General features: G+C 62.0%; 16 protein-coding genes and 1 pseudogene. 3 read left to right on the top strand and 14 right to left on the bottom strand.

Annotation, left to right across the window (positions count from 1 at the left end; translation table 11 throughout):
* Nucleotides 1-147 precede the first annotated feature (147 nt).
* From HGO38_RS11070 to HGO38_RS11060, 3 genes and pseudogenes are all read right to left on the bottom strand, one after another.
* A pseudogene (locus HGO38_RS11070) lies at nucleotides 148-399 on the bottom strand (flagellin); the annotation flags it as partial.
* A gap of 380 nt (nucleotides 400-779) precedes the next feature.
* Nucleotides 780-1,628: an MOSC domain-containing protein gene (locus tag HGO38_RS11065; protein ID WP_250955929.1), complete on the bottom strand. Its 849-nt coding sequence runs from the start codon at nucleotides 1,626-1,628 to the stop codon at nucleotides 780-782.
* 10 nt (nucleotides 1,629-1,638) lie between these two features.
* Entirely contained in the window at nucleotides 1,639-2,292 is a 654-nt protein-coding gene (locus tag HGO38_RS11060; RefSeq protein WP_250955928.1) for an HD domain-containing protein, read from the bottom strand.
* 311 nt (nucleotides 2,293-2,603) lie between these two features.
* Between HGO38_RS11060 and HGO38_RS11055 the strand changes: the two genes are divergently transcribed.
* The gene (locus tag HGO38_RS11055) at nucleotides 2,604-3,191 is read left to right on the top strand and encodes an EF-hand domain-containing protein (RefSeq protein ID WP_250955927.1); all 588 of its coding nucleotides are present in this window, start codon (nucleotides 2,604-2,606) and stop codon (nucleotides 3,189-3,191) included.
* Nucleotides 3,192-3,272: 81 nt separating this feature from the next.
* Here HGO38_RS11055 and HGO38_RS11050 read toward each other — a convergent pair whose 3' ends face one another.
* From HGO38_RS11050 to HGO38_RS11020, 7 genes are all read right to left on the bottom strand, one after another.
* Nucleotides 3,273-3,803 (bottom strand): tyrosine phosphatase family protein, encoded by a 531-nt coding sequence (locus HGO38_RS11050; protein ID WP_250955926.1) that lies wholly within the window; start codon nucleotides 3,801-3,803, stop codon nucleotides 3,273-3,275.
* Nucleotides 3,800-4,411 (bottom strand): YfbR-like 5'-deoxynucleotidase, encoded by a 612-nt coding sequence (locus HGO38_RS11045; protein ID WP_250956008.1) that lies wholly within the window; start codon nucleotides 4,409-4,411, stop codon nucleotides 3,800-3,802. The genes HGO38_RS11050 and HGO38_RS11045 overlap by 4 nt, the downstream gene beginning before the upstream one ends.
* A 24-nt stretch (nucleotides 4,412-4,435) precedes the next feature.
* A complete protein-coding gene (gene ygfZ / locus HGO38_RS11040; protein ID WP_250955925.1) occupies nucleotides 4,436-5,275 on the bottom strand; it encodes a CAF17-like 4Fe-4S cluster assembly/insertion protein YgfZ in 840 nt (279 codons plus the stop codon).
* 64 nt (nucleotides 5,276-5,339) lie between these two features.
* Nucleotides 5,340-6,113, bottom strand: a complete 774-nt coding sequence (locus HGO38_RS11035) for a hypothetical protein (protein ID WP_250955924.1) — start codon at nucleotides 6,111-6,113, stop codon at nucleotides 5,340-5,342.
* Nucleotides 6,114-6,133: 20 nt separating this feature from the next.
* Nucleotides 6,134-6,391 carry a hypothetical protein gene (locus HGO38_RS11030; RefSeq protein WP_250955923.1) on the bottom strand — a complete coding sequence of 86 codons (258 nt, stop codon included), beginning with the start codon at nucleotides 6,389-6,391 and terminating at the stop codon, nucleotides 6,134-6,136.
* Between the two features lie 102 nt (nucleotides 6,392-6,493).
* Nucleotides 6,494-6,910, bottom strand: a complete 417-nt coding sequence (locus tag HGO38_RS11025; protein ID WP_502941539.1) for a TIGR02301 family protein — start codon at nucleotides 6,908-6,910, stop codon at nucleotides 6,494-6,496.
* A 63-nt stretch (nucleotides 6,911-6,973) separates the two neighbouring features.
* Nucleotides 6,974-7,399 carry an NUDIX hydrolase gene (locus tag HGO38_RS11020; RefSeq protein WP_250955922.1) on the bottom strand — a complete coding sequence of 142 codons (426 nt, stop codon included), beginning with the start codon at nucleotides 7,397-7,399 and terminating at the stop codon, nucleotides 6,974-6,976.
* 172 nt (nucleotides 7,400-7,571) lie between these two features.
* Here HGO38_RS11020 and HGO38_RS11015 point away from each other — a divergent pair, with 172 nt between their 5' ends.
* Nucleotides 7,572-8,336, top strand: a complete 765-nt coding sequence (locus HGO38_RS11015; protein WP_250955921.1) for an SOS response-associated peptidase — start codon at nucleotides 7,572-7,574, stop codon at nucleotides 8,334-8,336.
* Between the two features lie 17 nt (nucleotides 8,337-8,353).
* On the opposite strand, the gene HGO38_RS11010 is transcribed toward HGO38_RS11015, so the two are convergent.
* From HGO38_RS11010 to HGO38_RS11000, 3 genes are all read right to left on the bottom strand, one after another.
* Complete coding sequence (locus HGO38_RS11010; RefSeq protein ID WP_250955920.1) at nucleotides 8,354-8,491, bottom strand: hypothetical protein; 138 nt, start codon at nucleotides 8,489-8,491, stop codon at nucleotides 8,354-8,356.
* Between the two features lie 165 nt (nucleotides 8,492-8,656).
* Nucleotides 8,657-9,517, bottom strand: coding sequence for a CDP-alcohol phosphatidyltransferase family protein (locus HGO38_RS11005; RefSeq protein ID WP_250955919.1), 861 nt, complete (start codon nucleotides 9,515-9,517; stop codon nucleotides 8,657-8,659).
* Between the two features lie 28 nt (nucleotides 9,518-9,545).
* The gene (locus HGO38_RS11000; protein ID WP_250955918.1) at nucleotides 9,546-10,244 is read right to left on the bottom strand and encodes a phosphatidylserine decarboxylase; all 699 of its coding nucleotides are present in this window, start codon (nucleotides 10,242-10,244) and stop codon (nucleotides 9,546-9,548) included.
* Between the two features lie 193 nt (nucleotides 10,245-10,437).
* On the opposite strand from HGO38_RS11000, the gene HGO38_RS10995 reads away from it, so the two are divergent.
* Complete coding sequence (locus tag HGO38_RS10995) at nucleotides 10,438-11,721, top strand: sensor domain-containing diguanylate cyclase (protein ID WP_250955917.1); 1,284 nt, start codon at nucleotides 10,438-10,440, stop codon at nucleotides 11,719-11,721.
* A gap of 19 nt (nucleotides 11,722-11,740) precedes the next feature.
* Here HGO38_RS10995 and HGO38_RS10990 read toward each other — a convergent pair whose 3' ends face one another.
* Nucleotides 11,741-13,627 (bottom strand): ABCB family ABC transporter ATP-binding protein/permease, encoded by a 1,887-nt coding sequence (locus HGO38_RS10990; RefSeq protein WP_250955916.1) that lies wholly within the window; start codon nucleotides 13,625-13,627, stop codon nucleotides 11,741-11,743.
* Nucleotides 13,628-13,719: the final 92 nt, after the last annotated feature.

The following is a 13,719-nucleotide window of genomic DNA, read 5'->3' as shown; positions in this document are numbered from 1 at the left end:
TCAGTCCTTGTTCTCGATGACACCACATTACGGCCGGCTCGCGCCAGGGAAAAGCGCCATTTCGTGAACGAAGGGTCAGCTAAATTGATCGATACTACCAGTGCGATCAGCTGGAGGCATCGATCCTTGCTTTTCATGCGCGGATGACTGGAACAGCGACAGAATGGTCTGCGAATTGGAATTGGCAATCGACAGGGACTGGATGGCGAGCTGCTGCTGGGCCTGCAGGGCTTTCAGCTTGGTCGCTTCCTCGGTCATGTCGGTATCGACCAGACGTCTGACCCCGATATCGATACTGTCGCGAAGGTCGGCGACGAAATCGGTCTGCAGGGAGATTCGCGAACTCAGTGCACCAAAGGCGGCAGCGATATCGATCGTGTATTGATGCATGGCGTCAACAACAGAAACCATCTCTTCAAGCTCCGTACCGGTCGTGGACCAGTAGGCGGCATTGTCCGATGCGGTTTCGGCACGATTGCCGCTGGATATGCGCGATGGCGCCGTCTCCAGGCTCCTGCCGATCAAACGAAGGGTATCGAGCGCGGCGACAGCCGAGCCTTTGGGCATCAAACTGGTCATGGAACTGGCTCTGGTTAACAAATAAATAAAGTGCAACACGATACGGACACCGCCCGCCGTCCAATCATGACGGTTGCTATCGCCCCACTAGAATTGGCGTGTATCCGTAAAAATAGACTTAATACCTAAAAGAAATATCGGGTAAGAAATGGTGGGGCCAAGTAAGGCGCCCAAAATACGGATCTATTCGCCTCCAGTTTCTATCGCCGCTTGATGGCCCAGCCTTCCGGCCGTTCCGAGATCACCGTCACGACATCGCCAACCGCGATCTGCCCCCGATCGCGGGGCGTGGCGTTCCAGCCGAACAGCGGCCCCGGCACCCGCCGGTCGGCCGACATGCGCAGGCGGCCCATGGCCGGCATCGGGCTCGCCATGTCCCGTGAGCCGGTGCGCTGGTCCTGGGTGGTCATGATGCAGCGTGCGCAGGGTTTGACGAAGTCGAAGCGGATGCCGTTGATCGATATGGCCTGCCAGCGGTCGTCGGCCCAGGGCTCGTCGCAGTCGACGACGATATTCGGGCGGAAGCGGTCCATGCCGACCGCCGCCTCGCCATGGGCCTGCATATCGGCGTTGAGACCGGCCAGCGAGCCGGTGGTGGTGATCAGCACCTGATAGCCATCGGCAAAGGTCACCGGCGTGCCGGGTCCGGCCCAGTCTGCGCTGGCGGTGCGCCGGGCCCGCGCGTCGAAATGGACGAGCTTCAGATCGCGGCCGAGCCAGCCGGAGAGTGTCGCATTGGTGGCCTCGTCGCAAACAGCCGCGCTGACGATCGCGCCCCACACCGCCACATCCATGCGGCGATCGGGGTCTGGCAGGGGCGTCGTCACTGATCTGCCGTCGTCCAGCAACAATTGCACCTTTCCGGCACCGGGCACCACGGTCAGAATCGCCAGCGCCGGCAGCTCGCGCTGCGTCACGAAATGCCCCGAGGCATCGACGACCATCATCCGACGGTCGCCGACAAGGCCCTCGGCATCAACCATGGATGACGTCAGGGCGATGCCGCGGGCGCTCTTCAGGGGATAGACGTGGAGTTCGCTGACCTGCATGGGACGGACCTCAGATTTCGTCGATGAAAAGGGCAAAAACCTGTTTCAGCCGCTCGTGGCGTTCGCGTGCCAGCGCCCGCCCGGCCGCCGTCTGGAAGCCATCGGCCAGTTTGAACAGTTTTGCCGCGAAATGGTCAATGGCATAGTGCTTGTCGTCGAGCGGCCTGTGGGTGGCCAGCGGATCGGCAGGATCGTAGAGCGCCGAGCCCATGCGGCCGGCACTATAGAAGCAGCGCGCCGCCCCCATCATGCCGATCGCGTCAAGCCGGTCGGCATCCTGCAGGATCTTCGCTTCGAGCGTTTCCGGCGCTATATTGGCCGAGAAACTATGGGTATGGATGGCATGGGCCACCTGGTCGATAGCAGCAGGCGTCCAGCCGAGCGGCCCAAGAATGCCGCGCGCCTTTTCGGCCGCCAGCCTTGACGCTTGCCCGCGCAGCGGCGACGTCTTCTCCACGGCGACGCAATCATGCAGCAGCACCGCGGCCGCCAGCACCGTGCCGTCACCGCCCTCATGCTCAAAGATCCGCATGGCATTCTTGTAGACCCGCAGCAGATGCGCGACATCGTGCGAACCGTCATTGCTGTCGGCGGCATGCGGCAGCAATTGCTGGGCGAGATCAGGATGCGCCGAAAAGGCAGCAGCCTCGGCAGGAATGTCCATCGTCAGCGTCTTTCGATTCGGGAGCCACCGTTCCGATCTAAACGACGTTGCGATCGGTTCAAGCCGAAATCGGAAACGTGCGACGGAGAACGGATGTCAACGGGCGGGAGGCGTCATTGGCTTGCCCCGAATCGTAACGGTGATTGCACCTTGAGGCTGCAGTGACCGCAAGTGTTAGTTATTGTCTACAACAATTAATTTTGACGATTAAGGCAAATCACCTTAATTGCCTTAATTACGTTTTGAGGTCTTGTTCTGCGTACCGAAAATCCGCCCATTTCCAATGACGCGAATTTTAACAGGGGGTATTCATGACCAGCATTTCATCCGCATTGCCGACGACATACACGACTTCTATTTCAACTCTCGATACCAATGGCGACGGCGTCGTCAGTGCCGAGGAACAGGAAGCCGGTAACAGTAACACGCGTACCCAGGATCCGACTGTCGAGAGCGAGAACGCTGCCTCCAGCGTTGCCTCGCAGCTGACCGGCGACATGGTCGCCATGATGCTCAACCGTGGCGACATGACGTCGTCGTCCGAAGAAGACATGTTTACCAGCATGGACACAGATGAAGACGGCAAGGTAACCGAAGCCGAATTCGTTGCCGCCCGTCCTGAAGAAGTGAGCGAGGAAGATGCCGCGTCGCTGTTCGCATCCTTCGATGAAGAGGGAACCGGTTCCTTGACCGAGGCCCAGCTTACCGAAGCCCAGGAAGACATGGCCCCGCCGCCACCACCGATGATGATGGAGATGAGCTCCACCGGTGAGGAAGGCTCCGACAGCGAGACCATGAGCATCGAAGATGTTCTGGCGGAAATGAAGTCCGTGATCGACGCCTATCGCGAACTGGCCAGTGGTACCGAGGCGACCGAGACTGAAACAGAGGCCGTCTGACCTCTACAGACCATGTTTGAACCGGCCGGGAGAGGATATGATATCTTCCCCGGCTTTTTCGTGACCTGGCGCAGGGTGGGCTTAACTCTCCGTCGGCAAAGCCAGCGGCAGGACAAACGGCGCATTGCCATCGGCGTCGCGGCCCCGGCCGATCCGGCGCACCGCCCGGACAAGATTGCCCTGGCGATTAAGAACAGAATCGGCGATCTCCACCAGGCGCGCATTGGGCGTCGCAAACGGCGAGAAGAGCCGCAGGCGCTCGGCAAGATCGAGATCATCCTGCTGCGGGTTGACGGCGAGTGCGGCGATCAGGGCGGCGGCCGGCGATCGCGACACGCCCATCCAGCAATGGATCAGCAGCGGCGACGACGGATCCCAGGTCCGCGCAAAATCGATGATCTGCAGCACATGGCTTTCCTGCGGCGCGATCAGGTCGCCGGTACCGGCAAAGGTGATGTCGTTCATGCCGAGTTTCAGATGGCGCGTGGCATCGATGACCGCCGGCCGATGAAAATCCTGCTTTTCGGCAAGAAGGCTGATCATCTCCCGCGCCTTGTGGCGCACCGCCATTTCCGCGATGCGCGACAGCGGCGAAACGACGATGGCGCTCATGGTGCCGGTTTCCCCGTCGCGCCGGCCCGTGCCGCCTCGATCGCCTCGAAACGTTTCGCAAACAGCGCCTGGGCCTGCGTCGCGGCAAGGGGGGCAATGGTCAACATCTCCACCGTAATGCCGCGCGGCTGGCCGAAGAACTTTCGCGCTTCGGCTTCGGAGAATCCGGCCAGCACCGTCGCTTCGAAATAGGCGGCGATGCAATCGGCCTTCTTGATCAGGCTTTTCAACTCCCGTGACGGATGCGGCGGCAGGCCGAAGCGCAGGTGGATGGCCGCCTCAAGACGCTGCTCGACCGCCTTGTAACCGCCGCCGACCACCGCCTTGAACGGCGAAATCATGTCGCCGATCACATATTCCGGCGCATCGTGCAGCAGCGCCATCTGCAGGTCACTGGCCGTGGCCTTCGGATTGCAGCGCCGGAAGATCTCCTCGACCATCAGGCTGTGCTGCGCCACCGAGAAGGCATGATCGCCGGCAGTCTGGCCGTTCCAGCGCGCCACGCGGGCCAGACCATGGGCAATGTCGCCGATCTCCACGTCGAGCGGCGAGGGATCGAGCAGATCGAGCCTTCGACCCGACAGCATGCGCTGCCAGGCCCGCGCCATGGTTTCGCTGGCGGCTGTCACCCCTTAAGCCTCTTCGCTCGCCGTGGTCGGGAAGGACAAGCCGCTCCAGGCCGGCAGGACCAAGGAAACGGCCGTGTCGCCCGTCAGGATGTCCGTCCCCGTTGCAAGCGCATCGCCCACCCGATCGGTGCGCACGATGGCGAGACCCCGGCTGCCGGCAACCGTGCCAAGCTGACCGAGCGGCTTGCCGCCCGCGGTGATCACTGTTCCGGTTTCAGGCAACGGTTCTGCGGATGAGACGATTACCACCCGCCGCCTTGCCGTGCCGCGATGCTGCATGCGCGACACCACCTCCTGGCCGACATAACAGCCCTTCTTGAAGGAGACGCCGCGATTGAGGTCCAGCAGCACGTCATGCGGAAAGGCGTCCTGCAACTCGAAGTCCAGGCCCGATTCGACGATGCCGTTCAGAATGCGCAAGGCATGATAGGCGGCTGCAGCGCCATCGCTGTGCTGACCCGCCCGACGCAGCAGGGTCACGCCGGCCGCGGCAAACCGCATGTCGCGGATATCGTCGGCCGCCGCATCCTCGCCCCAGAATACGGTCATCCCGGCCGCTCCTGCCACGGAAATCTCCACCGCCGCCCGCAATTTATACAAGGTGAGCCGTCGGATCAGCGCCTCTTGAACGGCTTCCACCGTCTCGATGAGGAAGGCTGCGTCATCGCGCCAGATGAGGAAATCGAACAGGATCTTGCCCTGCGGCGTCAAAAGCGCGCCCGGCCAGGCTTCGTGCCGCCCGACCGCGGACAGATCCGTCGTCACCAGGTTTTGCAGGAAGTGTTCGGCGTCGGCGCCGGTGACGCGGATCAGCGCGCGATCTGGCAGGAATGCTGATGGCATGGTCTGTTCATCCCGGTTGTTGAAGCCGAAGAAGTAGAAGGTCGCAGACCACGCGGCAAGGCCGTCAGTCGCCGGCCGTGAAGAATTTCCACTGGCCGTCCGGCGAAATGCCGGCGCGGAAGAAATTGTAATTGCCGTATTCGAGCATGCTATCGTAGTCGCCGGCGGTGACGATCCGCAACAGCTCGACCTTTTCCGGCGCTGTCAGCGTGCCGAGCGGTTTTTCCGCAAAATAGGGCCAGACATAGACCTCGTCGGGCGTGCCGGCATCGACGCGGACAAAACCCGCCGACAGGATATCAAGCAGGATGGCCAGCACTTCGAGGCCATCGGGATCGCCCGACAGTCCTTTCAGCAGGGTGATCGGGTCGGTGTCGGTATCGCCCAGCACCACCTGCGTCTGGTTGGGACCGGGGTTCATCAGCGGACGCAACCGTTCCAGGTCTCCTGAGGCCGCCGCCTCGACCATCAGTTGGCGCAGCCTGCGGACCGGCTCCGGTGCCTTGTCGATATCGTAGATCACCTCGACCGGTGCGGCCGGCGGTTCGTCCGCCGCCGTGGCGGCTGGCGCCCCGGCCGGCTGGTTGTCGATCAGCGGTGCCGGCTCCGGCAGGCCCATCAAGGCATCCGACCCGTCCTCGGTGGTCTCATCGACGGATGGAGCGGGCGGAGCCTGGTCCGGTGCCGGCGATTGGCTCGTCTGGCCGGGCAGCGGCTTCAACTCCGAGAGGGCAAAGGCCGGGCGAACGGAATATCCCGCCGTAGAACTGAGAAGCGCTGCCAAAAGCACAACAGATGAAACGGCCCACCGTCTGTGAGCGCCAGCCACGATCCGCATCGTCAAAATGCCTCTAAATATTACTGAACGCTACGCGTTGGGGAAAATTCTCCGGCGAGCATGCGGCTCCGCAGCGAGTTCAGCATGGCCTCCGCGCCGTCCTCGCCATGAATTCGAATGGTCTCACGCATCGCCAGCGCGATGGCGGCGTCTGCAATGATTTCCGGCTCGATACCGTCGGCCATGCCGTCGGCCCAGGCCTCGTTTTGATATTCCAGGGCAGCTTGCATCTTCTCGTGAACGATCATGTCGTCGATGTCGTTGCGGCGTGGTTCCATTTGCATTCCTCGCAAGCGTCCAGTTCTTACTCACTTGTTAACGACTTTATCAGCCTTTTATCAAAACGACACGGCCTCATGCCAAAACAGGTAAATTAACGGTTAATTTCCAAATCTGGTCGTAATTTCCGTAACCAGTGTTGCGCCTTCGTTACGGTATCGCTCGCCTGCCTCGCGCGCCGAGGCAGTACAGGTGCTGTGCACGGAGGCAAAACCCCGGTAGCCGCGATTGAAAGCGGCGACGAACTGCTCCTGCCGCGCCGGCTCGTTCGCCGTCTCGGCGGCGATCAGATCCTGCATTGCCTTGCGCCATTGCGGCTCGGGTGCGTCCGCGCACAGATTGCGCAGATAGTGCACGGCGCCCAGCACTTCGGACAGCTTGCTGAGCTGGGCATCGTAAGGCGCCGGCATCGCCGCAGACGGCACCGTCTCCATCGTGCCGACAGCGCCCTGTGCTTGGACGGCGCCAGCCGGAAGCAGGATGAGGAGCAGCAGGGCAGAGAGGAGAGGGCGGGTCACGATGATCTTCTTGGGCTGGATGCGGGCGCGCGTCGGCCCGAACGGGCCAAACCTCTCCTGCTCTTACTCCCCTTTGTCCGCCGCCACCAGCCTGCGCACGCAGTCGAGCACGCTTTCCGGCACCGGCAGATCGGCGATTTCCTCCGGCAGATACCAGCCCGCCTCGGCCGCGTCGCTGGAGGCTTCAGCGATCATGTCATCGTCCGCCTCGACCCGAAACACCGACAGGAAAAAATGATGGGCAGCACTGCCGTCGCGGCTTTCCGGCAACAGGTCATAGGTGGCAAACAGCCGCGGATTGGCGCCGCGAAGTCCCGTCTCTTCGAACAGTTCGCGCAAGGCCGTTTCAGCGGGCGTCTCGCCGGCCTCGGCCCTGCCGCCGGGAAAGGCGAAGAGGTCGGCGGCCGGCGGATTGCGCCGGCGAATCAGAAGCAGACGGCTTTGCCGCTCAACGATGGCCGAAGAGGCAAGGGTGGGCTGGCGTGTCATAGTGCGCTGCTAGTCCTTCTGCACGACGGATGCGTCGCCGCATCTTAAATGGAGCACGGGCGGAGCGAAACGGAAATTCTTGCCTCCATTTTTCCATCGGCAGGATCAGAGGCGACATGCTGGCCGGCACCGGCATCTTGACCCGTCCCATGGCGACTGCCATGTAAACCCTATGTGTGGACGGTTTTCCCTGACGGCGACACCGGAAGAGGTGCAGGAATTCTTCGACCTTGTCGAGCTGGAAGGTTTTCCGGCGCGCTACAATATTGCCCCGACCCAGCCGATCCTCGTGGTCCTCTCGTCGGAACGCCCCTTGCCCGGCAGCAATCTTCCCGATCGCCGCGCCATGCTGGTCCGATGGGGCTTGCTGCCGTCCTGGGTCAAGGATCCGAAGGATTTCCCGCTGCTGCTCAACGCTCGGGCCGAAACGGCGATCGGCAAGGCCTCGTTCAGGGCGGCCATGCGCCATCGTCGCGTACTGGTGCCGGCCTCTGGCTTTTATGAATGGCATAGGCCGGACAAGGAGAGCGGCGAAAAATCGCAGGCCTACTGGATCCGGCCGAAACACGGCAAGATCGTCGCCTTTGCAGGCTTGATGGAAACCTGGGCCTCGGCCGATGGCAGCGAGGTCGACACCGGGGCGATCCTGACGACGGGCGCCAACAGCACGATCGGCCAGATCCATGATCGCATGCCGGTGGTGATCAAGCCGGAGGATTTTTCGCGGTGGCTCGACTGCAAAACCCAGGAGCCGCGCGATGTGGCCGATCTGATGGTCGCAGCGCCGGAGGATTTTTTCGACGCCATACCGGTCTCCGACCTTGTCAACAAGGTCAAGAACACCGGCCCCGACGTGCAGGTTGCGGTCGCACCCGCCCTGCCGGAAGCGGCGCCAAAGAAGCGCTCGGAGCCGCCGGGTCAGATGTCGCTATTCTAAAAGAGGTCGCCTGACAGTCAGGCGAGCTTCTTGACCGGCTTGCGCTTCAGCATCAGCGCTGCCGCCACCACCGCCTTCAATCCCAGCGGACGGTAATGGGTATGCAAATCCGATTTGCCCGGCTGCTGATTGGCGCCGGCCTTGGTCGATGTCATGTCAGGCTCCTGAAGTGTTTCCCGCAGTTTGTTATTGTGGCTCTGTCGGGACAGAACATGACAAAAACATGACCGATGCAAATCAATTTAAGTCTTAACTGACCATAATTCGCGATTGGCACGACCAATTCTGGGATTTACCGGAAAAAACGGCTTGAACGCCGATCAGAGGCCGCGGTCCATGGCCGATCCGTCGCCGTCGCCACTGTCGTGCTCCACCGTCAGCGTGCCGTAGCGACGCTTCCAGGCCCGTGCGCCGAAGGGCAGGGTGAGGAGGTAAAGAATGACGGTCAGCGACAGCACTTCCCAGGTAAAGCTCATCAGCAGTGCCACATAGAGCACCACGCCGAGCATCAGCGGCAGGACCAGGTCGCGGCGGATGCGGCTGGTGGCCGACTTGCCGGACCAGACCGGCAGGCGGCTGACCAGCAGATAGGCGATCAACACGGTGTAGCCGGCACCGATATAGGCAAAGGCCGGCGACGGTTCGACGCCGAGGAAGCCGAGATAGACCGGCAGAAGCACGATCATGGCGCCGGCCGGGGCCGGTATGCCGACGAAATATTCCGATTGCCACGGCGCTTTGTTTTCGCGCTCGTCCATGACGTTGAAGCGCGCCAGCCGCAGGCCGGCGGCAATGGCGAAGATCAGGCAGGCGATCCAGCCGATCGAGCGGGCGCCGTCCAGCAGGAAGACATAGAGCACGAGGGCCGGGGCAACGCCGAAATTGATGATGTCGGCCAGCGAATCCATCTGCGCGCCGAATTTCGACGTGGCTTTCATCAGCCGGGCGATCCGCCCGTCGATGCCGTCGAGAAAGGCGGCGACCAGAACCATGCCGACCGCCAGTTCATAGCGGTTCTCGAAGGCCAGGCGAATACCCGTCAGGCCTGCGCAGATGGCCAGAACCGTGATCAGGTTGGGCACGATCAGCCGCAGCGGGATCTCGCGCAGCCGCGGACCGCGGGACGCGTCGCTTTGCCCGTTCGCTTCTTTCTGTTCGATGGTCGGTTCAGCCTTGCTCATGTCGAAATCCCGTCCTGCTTGCCGCTAGTCAGCTCCGGCGGCTGATCACCGGTCCCTTGGTGGAACCATATTCCGCCAGAACCGTCTCGCCGCCGATGGCCTTCTGGCCAAGCGCGACACGCGGTTCGGCACCGGCCGGCAGGAAGACATCTAGGCGCGAACCGAAACGGATCAAGCCGAAACGTTCGCCGGCATCGAGCGGTTCGCTGGGATTGGCCCAGCAGACGATGCGGCGTGCAACGAGACCGGCAATCTGCACGACGCCGATCTGGCCATGCGGACCATCGATGACCAGGCCGTTGCGCTCGTTGTCATGGCTTGCCTTGTCCAGCTCCGCATTGAGGAAGGAGCCCTCGCGATAGACGATGTTGACGATCCGGCCGCGCATCGGCGAACGGTTGATATGGGCATCGAAGACATTCATGAACACCGAGATGCGCAGCATCGGCTCGTCGGACAGATGCAGTTCTTCCGGCGGCTTGACCATCTGGATCGACGAGATGCGACCGTCGGCCGGGCTGATCACCAGGTCGTCGTCCTGGGGCGTGACCCGCTCGGGATCGCGGAAGAAATAGGCGCACCAGAGCGTCAGCACCATGCCGACCCAGAACAACGGCTCCCAGATCCAACCGATGACCAGCGATCCGACAAAGAAGGCGGCGACGAAGGGGTAGCCCTCTTTGTGGATCGGCACGATGGTGTTGCGGATGGTATCGAACAAAGACATGGACCATCATTCTCCTTGGAAACGGACAGAACAGGTGACTACAGCGAAACCGGCCCAGGGGCAATGGCGCCCCGACTGTCGCTGACGGCTGTGCAAAGGTGTAGGATTGCGGGGTTTCACCACCTTAAGTTATAAGTATAGTAACGAAATCGAGCGATTTTGAGATCGGTAAACATCTGGAAGTCAATCAACCATGATCCTCAAGCAAAATGACCGGGCTGCGCCAGCACCGGAAGGCGCTCCTGACGTCTTCTGGTATGCCGTCAATGGCACGCCGGCCCCATCCGATTTTCAGGATGTTGCAGCCTTCGATGATGCTCACCGTCTGGCCGATGGGCTGGCGATCGTTCTGGCGCCGCTGGCCGCCAGCCGTATCGGCGAGGATCTGCGCGCCGCCAGGGCCGCGGTCGGCGAGGAGGTCTACCTCATTGCTGTTCTCGAAAGCGCTCTGAGTCCTGCCTGGCTGGAGCGCATCATCGAAATGGGGGCGGACGATGTGGTTTTCCAGTCGGATCAGCCGGCGATCCTCCTGAGCCTGGCCCGGGCGCACCGAGTCGTTGACCGGCGCACCCGAGCCATGGACAGCCTCACCGATCTGATGGAGCAGCGCAACTATCTGCAATATTGCATCGACAACATTCCCGCCCCGATCTTCTTCAAGAACGCCGACGGCACCTATCTCGGCTGCAACCGGGCCTTCGAGACCATTACCGGCCTGTCCAGCGAACAGATCATCGGCAGCACCGTCCATGACGTGGCGCCCCAGCTTCTGGCGCTGAAATATGACGAGGTCGATCGTTCGCTGATCGCCAGCGGCGGCGTGCAGATCTATGAGGCTCATTGTAGCTTTTCCGATGGCACACCGCGCATCGTCAGCTACCAGAAGGCGGTGATGGCCGACCGCCAGGGCAGGCCGCTGGGCATCGCCGGCACCATGCTCGATATCACCGAGCGCAAGGCACTTGAGGCAAAGCTCATCCGGGCCGCCGAGCGCGATCCGCTGACCGACTGCTACAACCGCCGAAAATTCTTCGAAATGGCCCTGGCGCTGTCCGCTGAAGCCCATGCGGTTGGCCGTCCGGTCACTGTGGCGGTCATCGACATCGATCATTTCAAATCGGTCAACGATCGTTTCGGCCATCATGTCGGCGATCAGGTCCTGTGCCGCGTGGCCCGGCATCTGGAGCGCCAGATCGGTGACGGCAATGTGATGGCGCGGGCCGGTGGCGAGGAGTTTTTCGTCATTCTGCCGGGCCACACCATCGCCTCTGCCGGCGATATTCTCGATGCGGCGCGCCAGAATATCGCAGCCTATGACATCGCATGCGAGTATGCCAGTATCCCGGTGACGATCAGCCTGGGTCTTGCCGTGCATGACGACCCGTCTGAGACCATCTGGGATGTCCTGAAAAGGGCCGACAAGGCGCTCTACAGCGCCAAGAATGCCGGCCGCAACCGCATCGTCATTGCCGCCTGAGGCGGCAGGACGGGAACCATCAACTGGCCGGCGGTAGACGGACCACGACGCCGAGATCGTCGCTTTCGCGCACCTGGCGCAGACGTTCTTCGGCCTGGGTCGCCTCGCGCTGGCGGTTCCACATCGAGGCATAGAGGCCGTTCTGCTCCAAGAGGCCGGCATGGGTGCCGCGCTCGGCAATCTCGCCGCCTTTCAAAACGATGATCTCGTCGGCGCCGACCACGGTCGACAGCCGATGGGCAATGACCAGCGTCGTGCGGTTCTTCGAGACGATGTCGAGGGCGGCCTGGATTTCCTGTTCCGTGGTGGTGTCCAGCGCCGACGTCGCTTCGTCGAGGATCAGGATCGGCGGCGCCTTCAGCACCGTGCGGGCAATGGCGACGCGCTGCTTCTCGCCGCCTGAAAGCTTGAGGCCGCGCTCTCCCACCATGGTCTTGAAGCCATGCGGCAATTCACGGATGAAGCGGCTGATCTGCGCCACTTCGGCGGCTGCATCCACCTCCGCATCGCTCGCGCCAACCCGGCCATAGCGGATATTGTAGGCGATCGTGTCGTTGAACAGCACCGTATCCTGCGGCACCATGCCGATCGCCGAGCGCAGGCTCTTCTGGGTAATGGCCCGCACATCCTGGCCGTCGATGGTGATCGAGCCCTTCTGCACGTCGTAGAAGCGGTACAGCAGCCGCGAGATCGTCGACTTTCCGGCGCCCGACGGGCCGACGACGGCCACCGTCTTGCCGGCCGGCACGGTAAACGACACGCCCTTGAGGATCGGCCGCTCGGGATCGTAGGAGAAATGCACATTGTCGAAGACGATGGCGCCCTGGCCGATCGCCAGAGGCTTGGCATCCGGCGCATCCTTGATTTCGGCATCGACATTCAGGAGATCGAACATCTGCTCGATGTCCGTCAGCCCCTGGCGGATTTCGCGATAGACGAAGCCGATGAAATTGAGCGGCACCGAGAGCTGCAGCAGCATGGCATTGACGAAGACGAAATCGCCGATGGTCTGCTCGCCGCGCTGCACGGCCAGCGCCGACAGGATCAGCATCACCATCATGCCAATCGCGAAGATCACGCCCTGGCCGAAGTTGAGCCAGCCGAGCGAGGTCCAGACCTGGGTGGCGGCCTTCTCGTAGCGCTCCATCGAGGCATCGTAGCGGCGCGCCTCCATGTCCTCGTTGCCGAAATATTTGACCGTCTCGAAGTTCAGCAGCGAATCGATCGCCTTGGTATTGGCGTCGGTATCGCTGTCGTTCATCTGGCGGCGAATGCCGATGCGCCAGTCCGAGGCGCGGATCGTGAACCAGATATAGGCCCAGACCGTAAACGCCGTGATGGCGAGATAGGAGAAGCCATAGCCCCACCAGAACACCAGCGCCGTCAGCAGAAATTCCAGAACCGTCGGGATCGAGTTCAAAATGGTGAAGCGGACGATCGTTTCGATGCCCTTGGTGCCGCGCTCGATGACGCGCGACAGGCCGCCGGTCTTGCGCTCCAGATGGAAGCGCAGCGACAGCTGGTGGATGTGCACGAAGGTCAGATGGGCAAGGCGCCGCACCGCATATTGGCCGACGCTGGCAAACAGCGCATCGCGCAGCTGGTTGAGGCCCCATTGCACGATGCGGGCCACATTATAGGCCGCCACCAGCATGACCGCCGACAGCAGGAAGGCTGGCAGCAGGCCGGCCATGTCGGAGGAACCGTCCAGCGCGTCGGTGGCCCATTTGAAGAAATAGGGCACGGTGATCAGGATGAGCTTCGACAGCACCAGGAAGACCGAGGCCCAGACGACGCGCATCTTCAGGTCGAAGCGCTCCGCCGGCCACATATAGGGCCAGAGGTTGATCAGCGTCTGCATGGGATTGCTGCTGTCCGCCGATACGGTCTTTTTCTGGTCCGCCATGCCCGTCCGTCCCCCGATGAGGCGAATTCGGGTCGAAACGAACCCGCGACAAACGCCTCACGATAGTCAATGATTGCTGTGAAAGCCCGAAG

Source organism: Rhizobium sp. CG5, assembly GCF_023701945.1.
Taxonomy (GTDB): Bacteria; Pseudomonadota; Alphaproteobacteria; order Rhizobiales; family Rhizobiaceae; genus Allorhizobium.
This window is presented reverse-complemented; position numbering and strand designations above follow the sequence as displayed.

What these genes read in the sequence shown, in the direction of transcription:
- HGO38_RS11060 (WP_250955928.1), bottom strand. Translation starts at nt 2,292, where the DNA reads ATGGACATTCCTGCCGAGGCTGCTGCCTTTTCGGCGCATCCTGATCTC.
- HGO38_RS11055 (WP_250955927.1), top strand. Translation starts at nt 2,604, where the DNA reads ATGACCAGCATTTCATCCGCATTGCCGACGACATACACGACTTCTATT.
- HGO38_RS11045 (WP_250956008.1), bottom strand. Translation starts at nt 4,411, where the DNA reads ATGGCGCGGGCCTGGCAGCGCATGCTGTCGGGTCGAAGGCTCGATCTG.
- HGO38_RS10990 (WP_250955916.1), bottom strand. Translation starts at nt 13,627, where the DNA reads ATGGCGGACCAGAAAAAGACCGTATCGGCGGACAGCAGCAATCCCATG.
- HGO38_RS11015 (WP_250955921.1), top strand. Translation starts at nt 7,572, where the DNA reads ATGTGTGGACGGTTTTCCCTGACGGCGACACCGGAAGAGGTGCAGGAA.
- HGO38_RS11010 (WP_250955920.1), bottom strand. Translation starts at nt 8,491, where the DNA reads ATGACATCGACCAAGGCCGGCGCCAATCAGCAGCCGGGCAAATCGGAT.
- HGO38_RS10995 (WP_250955917.1), top strand. Translation starts at nt 10,438, where the DNA reads ATGATCCTCAAGCAAAATGACCGGGCTGCGCCAGCACCGGAAGGCGCT.
- HGO38_RS11035 (WP_250955924.1), bottom strand. Translation starts at nt 6,113, where the DNA reads ATGCGGATCGTGGCTGGCGCTCACAGACGGTGGGCCGTTTCATCTGTT.
- ygfZ (WP_250955925.1), bottom strand. Translation starts at nt 5,275, where the DNA reads ATGCCATCAGCATTCCTGCCAGATCGCGCGCTGATCCGCGTCACCGGC.
- HGO38_RS11065 (WP_250955929.1), bottom strand. Translation starts at nt 1,628, where the DNA reads ATGCAGGTCAGCGAACTCCACGTCTATCCCCTGAAGAGCGCCCGCGGC.
- HGO38_RS11030 (WP_250955923.1), bottom strand. Translation starts at nt 6,391, where the DNA reads ATGGAACCACGCCGCAACGACATCGACGACATGATCGTTCACGAGAAG.
- HGO38_RS11005 (WP_250955919.1), bottom strand. Translation starts at nt 9,517, where the DNA reads ATGAGCAAGGCTGAACCGACCATCGAACAGAAAGAAGCGAACGGGCAA.
- HGO38_RS11000 (WP_250955918.1), bottom strand. Translation starts at nt 10,244, where the DNA reads ATGTCTTTGTTCGATACCATCCGCAACACCATCGTGCCGATCCACAAA.
- HGO38_RS11020 (WP_250955922.1), bottom strand. Translation starts at nt 7,399, where the DNA reads ATGACACGCCAGCCCACCCTTGCCTCTTCGGCCATCGTTGAGCGGCAA.
- HGO38_RS11050 (WP_250955926.1), bottom strand. Translation starts at nt 3,803, where the DNA reads ATGAGCGCCATCGTCGTTTCGCCGCTGTCGCGCATCGCGGAAATGGCG.